Source organism: Xenophilus azovorans DSM 13620 (assembly GCF_000745855.1).
Taxonomy (GTDB): domain Bacteria; phylum Pseudomonadota; class Gammaproteobacteria; order Burkholderiales; family Burkholderiaceae_C; genus Xenophilus; species Xenophilus azovorans.
Window position 1 is genome coordinate 20,681 of record NZ_JQKD01000057.1, and the last position, 6,690, is coordinate 27,370.

Annotated in this window: 7 protein-coding genes and 1 riboswitch; all 7 genes read left to right on the top strand. The window is 66.9% G+C overall.

Annotated features, from left to right (window positions below):
* Window positions 1-4 precede the first annotated feature (4 nt).
* A complete protein-coding gene (trbF, locus tag Q392_RS22730) occupies window positions 5-709 on the top strand; it encodes a conjugal transfer protein TrbF (protein ID WP_038212410.1) in 705 nt (234 codons plus the stop codon).
* A complete protein-coding gene (gene trbG / locus Q392_RS22735; RefSeq protein WP_038212419.1) occupies window positions 706-1,686 on the top strand; it encodes a P-type conjugative transfer protein TrbG in 981 nt (326 codons plus the stop codon). The genes trbF and trbG overlap by 4 nt, the downstream gene beginning before the upstream one ends.
* A gap of 2 nt (window positions 1,687-1,688) precedes the next feature.
* Window positions 1,689-2,948 carry a TraB/TrbI/VirB10 family type IV secretion system protein gene (locus Q392_RS22740; RefSeq protein ID WP_038212420.1) on the top strand — a complete coding sequence of 420 codons (1,260 nt, stop codon included), beginning with the start codon at window positions 1,689-1,691 and terminating at the stop codon, window positions 2,946-2,948.
* On the top strand, window positions 2,945-3,190 hold the full coding sequence (locus Q392_RS22745) for a DUF2274 domain-containing protein (RefSeq protein WP_038212423.1): 246 nt from the start codon (window positions 2,945-2,947) through the stop codon (window positions 3,188-3,190). Before Q392_RS22740 ends, Q392_RS22745 begins: the two co-directional genes overlap by 4 nt.
* Window positions 3,191-3,515: 325 nt before the next feature.
* Window positions 3,516-3,625: riboswitch (TPP riboswitch) on the top strand.
* A gap of 91 nt (window positions 3,626-3,716) precedes the next feature.
* On the top strand, window positions 3,717-5,567 hold the full coding sequence (gene thiC / locus Q392_RS22750; RefSeq protein ID WP_038212858.1) for a phosphomethylpyrimidine synthase ThiC: 1,851 nt from the start codon (window positions 3,717-3,719) through the stop codon (window positions 5,565-5,567).
* 127 nt (window positions 5,568-5,694) lie between these two features.
* A complete protein-coding gene (locus Q392_RS22755; RefSeq protein WP_051953871.1) occupies window positions 5,695-6,357 on the top strand; it encodes a porin in 663 nt (220 codons plus the stop codon).
* Between the two features lie 92 nt (window positions 6,358-6,449).
* Window positions 6,450-6,690 (top strand): leucine zipper domain-containing protein (locus Q392_RS22760; RefSeq protein ID WP_157007821.1); only part of this gene is annotated, 241 nt, incomplete at its 3' end.

Here is a 6,690-nt window from a genome sequence, read left to right on the forward strand (position 1 = left end):
TTCCATGCGATTCAAACGACCGCAGGTGCGCTACGCCGACACGCCGCAGCCTGCCACTCCGTACCAATCCGCAGCTCAGGTCTGGGACGAGCGCATCGGCTCGGCCCGCGTGCAGGCCAGGAATTGGCGCTTCTTGGCCTTTGGCTGCCTCACCTTGGCCGTGCTGATGGCCGGCGGCCTGGTCTGGCGTTCCGCGCAGTCCATCGTGACGCCCTACGTCATCGAGGTGGACAACGCGGGCCAGGTGCGTGCCGTCGGCGAAGCCGCCACGCCGTACCGGCCCAGCGATGCGCAGATTGCCTACCACCTGGGCCGCTTCATCGGCCTGGTGCGCTCGCTGTCCATCGATCCCATCGTGGTACGGCAGAACTGGCTGGATGCCTACGACTACACGACCGACAAGGGGGCGGTCGTGCTCAACGAGTACGCGCGGGTGGCCGATCCGTTCACGCGCATCGGCAAGGAGTCGGTGACGGTGCAGATCAGCAGCGTGACGCGCGCCAGCGACACGTCTTTCAACGTGCGCTGGACGGAGACGCGCTTTGTCAACGGTGCGCTGGATCGCACCGAGCGCTGGAACGCGGTGGTTTCCATCGTGCAGCAGACGCCGCGCACCGAGCAGCGGGTGCGCAAGAACCCCTTGGGCATCTACGTCAACGGGCTGTCGTGGAGCCGCGAACTGGAAGGAAACGAAGGAGCAAAACCATGAATGATCTTTTCCGTAAATCCGCCTTGCCGATCATGTTGCTTGCCCTCGCGGGCTGCGCCACGCAGGGCAAGCCGCCGCCGTCCATTTCGCTCGATGAGCCGGTGCAGGCCCAGCCGCTGCCGGAGCCGCCTGCGCCGGTGGAGGTGGTGGCCGTGCCACAGGTGCTGCCGATGCCGGCGCAAATGAAACCTGTGCCGGATACCAAGCCCGCCCCAGAACCCGCCGATGAAACCGTGCGCGTGTCCCGCGCCAACGCCGAGGCGCGCATTGCACCCACGCGCGAGGGGTACGTCAACGCAATTCAGGTGTGGCCTTTCACGGATGGGGCGCTGTACCAGGTCTATGCGGCAGTGGGCCGCGTGACGGTGATCGCGCTCCAGCCCGGTGAAGATCTGGTGACGGTGGCCGCCGGCGATACCGTGCGCTGGATCGTCGGGGATACATCGAGCGGCAGCGGCGATGCGTTGCGCGTCAACGTGATGGTCAAGCCGATCCGCTCGGGGTTGAAGACGAATCTGGTCATCACGACCAGCCGCAGGACGTACCTGCTGGAGCTGACCTCGACCGAGAAGACGTGGATGGCGTCGGTGTCCTGGGAGTACCCCAAGGACAAGATGCTGGCCTTGCAGCGCCAGGCGCAGGCGGCCAGCGCCGCCGCGCCGGTCGATGCTGGCCTGTCGCTGGAGAAGATCCGTTTCCGCTACGCGGTCAGCGGCAGCAACCCGCCGTGGAAGCCGCTGCGCGCCTTCGACGATGGCGAGAAGGTCTACATCCAGTTCCCCGCTGGCATCGCGCAAGGCGAGTTGCCGCCGCTGTTCGTCATCGGCGCGCAGGGCGATGGGCAACTGGTGAATTACCGCTTCCGCTCGCCGTACTACATCGTGGATCGCCTGTTCGGCGCGGCCGAGTTGCGCCTGGGCGGTGACAAGGGCGATGTGGTTCGGATCGAGCGCACGGACGGAACGCGGAGGAACTGACCATGAGCCAGGACGACTCCCCTGATCTTGCGGCGCAGGCGGGCAAGGTCGCGCCCGAGGCGGTGGCGCTGCGCGCCCAGCCGCGCCCGGTAACGCGCCTGAACCGGCGCACCTTGGCCATGCTCACCGGCGGCCTGTCGGTCGCCGTGCTGGGAGCCACGATCTGGTCATTGCAGTCACATCGGCGCGGCGCAGGCGAGCGGACCGAGCTGTACAACGTCGATCGCGTGTCGAAGTCTGAAGGGCTGGATGGCTTGCCCTCCGACTACTCCAAGCTGCCGAAGGTGCCGGAGCTGGGGCCGCCGCTGCCCGGCGACCTTGGCCCGGCCATCGTGAAGTCGCAGCAGCCGGTGACGCCGACCTATGCGCCACCGGGTCATGACCCGGAGGATGCGCGGCGCAAGGAGGCCGAAGCAGCCGCAGCCTCGTCGGTGTTTTTCCGCTCAGGCACTCCCGGCAAGACCGCAGCGCCAGCGACCGCGCAAGCAGCTGGCCCGGCATCGGCCTTGGCGGGCTTCGACCCGCTGGCCGCTGGCCCGGCCTCGACGGCGGCCCAGCCTGCCGACCCAACCGCCGTGCAGAACCGGCAAAACCAGAAAGAGGCTTTCCTGAAAGGCGCCTCTACGGAAACCCGTAATTCCACCAGTCTGCAAATGCCGTCCTCGCCGTATCAGGTCATGGCGGGAACGGTGATCGCCGGTGCGCTGGTGACGGGCATCAAGTCTGATTTGCCGGGCGACGTGATCGCCACGGTGACGGAGCCGGTCTACGACACGGCGACGGGCAAGTTCCTGCTGATCCCGCAGGGATCGCGCATCCTGGGCAAGTACAACAGCCAGGTGAGCTACGGGCAAAGCCGCGTGCAGGTGGTGTGGAACCGAATCATCCTGCCGGACACGTCTTCGCTGAAGCTCGACAACCTCGCGGGCACCGATCCGGCCGGCTATGCCGGCCTGGAGGATGGTGTCGATTGGCACTGGGATCGCGTCTTTGCCGGTGCGGCGCTGACCACATTGCTGGGCGTGGGTGCCGAGCTGGCCGCGCCGGAGAACCGGCAGAACGGCAACCGCATCGTGATCGCTGGGCGCGACAGCGCACAAGACAGCATCAACCAGGTGGGCCAGGAGATGACCAGGCGCAACATGAACATCCAGCCGACTTTGACGGAGCGGCCGGGCCTGCCGGTGCGGATCATCGTCAACCGCGATCTGGTGCTGCGACCGTACCAGCCAATGTTCTTCAACCGGGGAGCAATGCGATGAACACCACCAAGAAGCTGCGGCTCGGGCCGCTTCCCAAGACTGAGAGCACGAAGCTCACGTTCTCGTGCCCGGCCAGCCTCAAGGCCGACCTCGACTGCTACGCCGCGCTGCACGCTCAAGCGTATGGCGAGGTGGTCGATGCCATGACGCTGATTCCGTACATGCTGGAAGCCTTCATGGCGGGGGACAGGGGATTCAGGAAGGGCTCGGCGATACGGAGCGCGCCAACGAAACCGGCCTGATGGCGTCGCGTGCCATCCAACGGCATTCATCGAACGCGCAGCCTTCGGCTGCGCGTTCTTCGTTCTGGATGCTGCGAAGCCACTTGGGCTATCATGGTGCGACAAGCCCGCCGCCTCCCGGCAATCCAGCACGACCAAGTGCGATCCGGCTTTCTCTCCCGACGCTCTTATGTGGCACCTAGCCCACGACGCAGCAGTCACTTCAAGTGGCCCAAAACAGAGCTAACCTATTGCCCTGCTTATGATTTCAAACCCTGGAAATTCCGGGTCAGGGCTTGACATGAGCAATTTTTTGTGGCGTCCGCCGTGCACACTGCATAGAATCCGCACCGCTCCGGGGTGCACGTAGTGGCGTGCTGAGATGGCGGACCTGACCGCCGGAACCGCGAACTTGATCTGGTTAGTACCAGCGTAAGAAGAGCTGCAGCGCCGATGCGCCGAAGTCCGCCCATTCATTCGTGGCGGACGGGCGTGCACCCGGTGCCGATTGCGGGGCATCCATCCACCTTCCGAGGAGATTGCCCCCATGAATGCCCCCGACAAGTTCTCTCACCTGCTGGCGCTGACGCGCGAGCCCTTCCCCGCCTCCGCCAAGGGCCGCATCGCCGGCAGCCGCGCCGACCTGCAGGTGCCGATGCGCGACGTGCGCCTGAGCAACGGCGAGGTGGTCTCGCTCTACGACACCTCCGGCCCTTACACCGACCCCGCCGCGACGATCGACGTGCGACGCGGCCTGCCCGGCGTGCGGGATGCCTGGATCGCCGAGCGCGGCGACACCGAGGCCTATGAAGGCCGCATCCGCCAGGCGCTGGACGACGGCGCGAAGCATGAAGCGCGCGAGGCCGACCGCATCGCGCAATTGCGCGCCGAGGCCGCTGCGCTGCAGCGCCGCCCGCGCCGCGCGAAGAGCGGCATGAACGTGACGCAGATGCACTACGCGCGCCGCGGCATCGTCACGCCCGAGATGGAATACGTGGCGCTGCGCGAGAACGGCCGGCGCGAGTGGATGGCCGAGTACCTGGCCGACGCCGAGCGCGCGAAGCGCGTGGCGGGCAACCCGATGGGCGCCAGCATCCCGCAGGTCATCACGCCCGAGTTCGTGCGCGACGAGGTGGCGCGCGGGCGCGCCATCATCCCGGCCAACATCAACCACCCCGAGGTGGAGCCGATGGCCATCGGCCGCAACTTCAAGGTGAAGATCAACGCCAACATCGGCAACTCGGCCGTCACCTCCAGCATCGAGGAAGAAGTGGAGAAGCTGGTGTGGGCCATCCGCTGGGGCGCCGACAACGTGATGGACCTCAGCACCGGCCGCAACATCCACACCACGCGCGACTGGATCGTGCGCAACAGCCCGGTGCCTATCGGCACGGTGCCGATCTACCAGGCGCTGGAGAAGGTGGGCGGCGTGGCCGAGGACCTGACCTGGGCCATCTACCGCGACACGCTGATCGAGCAGGCCGAGCAGGGCGTGGACTACTTCACCATCCATGCCGGGCTGCGGCTGCCCTTCATCCACCTGACGGCCAAGCGCATGACGGGTATCGTCTCGCGCGGCGGCTCGATCATGGCCAAGTGGTGCATCGCGCACCACCGCGAGAGCTTCCTGTACGAGCACTTCGAGGAGATCTGCGAGATCATGAAGGCGTACGACGTGAGCTTCTCGCTGGGCGACGGCCTGCGCCCCGGCTGCGGCGCCGACGCCAACGACGAGGCTCAGTTCGCCGAACTGCGCACGCTGGGCGAGCTGACGCAGGTCGCCTGGAAGCACGACGTGCAGACCATGATCGAGGGACCGGGCCACGTGCCGATGCACATGATCCAGGCCAACATGGACGAGCAGCTCAGGCACTGCCACGAGGCGCCCTTCTACACGCTGGGGCCGCTGACCATCGACATCGCGCCGGGCTACGACCACATCGCCTCGGCGATCGGCGCCGCGATGATCGGCTGGATGGGCACGGCCATGCTGTGCTACGTGACGCCCAAGGAGCACCTGGGCCTGCCGGACCGCGACGACGTCAAGCAGGGGATCATCGCGTACCGGATCGCGGCGCACGCGGCGGACGTCGCCAAGGGGCACCCCGGCGCGCGGGCCCGCGACGACGCGCTCAGCAAGGCGCGCTTCGAGTTCCGCTGGGAAGACCAGTTCAACCTGGGCCTGGACCCGGACACGGCGCGCGAATTCCACGACGAGACGCTGCCCAAGGACGCGAGCAAGGTCGCGCACTTCTGCTCCATGTGCGGGCCGAAGTTCTGCTCGATGAAGATCACGCAGGAAGTGCGCGAGTACGCGGCGCAGGGCATGGCCGAGAAGTCGCGCGAGTTCCTGGCGGGCGGCGGCGAGATGTACGTGCCGATCCACCCCGCGGCATAGCGGCGCTGCGCCGCGCGGCGTCACCGCCGTGACTTGTTGCGCACGCAGACTTCGTTCGTCCCGGCCCCGGCCGGGGCTCCCTCCGCTTCCGCCAAGAGAAGCGACAGCACATCCTGGAGTTCTACGAATGAAGAAGCATCTGGCGGCCCTGGCCGCAATGGCGGCCTGCGGCGCCGTTTCCGCGCAATCCTCCGTGACGGTCTTCGGCGTCGTCGACGTCGCCGTGAGTTCGGTCACGAACAAGGCCGAGCTGGTCTACACCGACCCGCTGCTGGCCATCGCCTTCGATCCGGCCGTGTGGCTCCTGCCGCACAGCGTCAAGGCCAGCCGCACCGAGTTGCGCAACTCGGGCCTGAGTTCCAGCCGCCTGGGCTTCCGCGGCGTGGAAGACCTCGGCGGCGGCCTGTCGGCCGGGTTCTGGCTGGAAGCGCCGATCACCAACGACGACGGGGCCACGGGCGTGTCCACCTTCAGCCGCCGCTCCACCGTGAGCCTGTCGGGTGCCTTCGGTGAAATCCGCCTGGGCCGCGACAACACGCCGGTGAAGACCAGCGACGACACCTTCGATCCCTTCGGCGCCACCGGCATCGGCGGCTCGCTGATCGCCGCGGCCTACAGCCACAGCCGCAACAGCAACATGGTGCAGTACTTCCTGCCCAGGAACCTGGGCGGCTTCTACGGCAACGTGGCCTACGGCTTCTCCGAGAAGACCAGCTACAGCCCGCTGGGCCCCTACGAGCGCGACTCGGACGCCGGCCGCTACTTCGGCGCGCGCTTCGGCTACGTGTGAAGGCCCAATAGGTTGTTGCGGGTGTTCACCCGGAGAGGTTTTGAGAGACTGGAAATCGCCAAACCCCCAGTCCACTCAAGTCACCCAACCGGATGAACACCCATAAGAATGCCCGATTGACCTACCTGCGCCGCCTGGAGATGGTCCAAGACATCACAGAACGTGGTGCAAGCGCGTCAGAAGCCGCCTGCCGGCACGGCGTCAGCGCGGTCACAGCCCGCAAATGGCTGGCCCGCTACCTGGCCGACGGCGCCGCCGGCCTGCTGGACAAGTCCTCCCGCCCCGAGCGGTCCCCGCGCAGCATCGAGCCCCACGTGGCGCTGGCCATCGTAG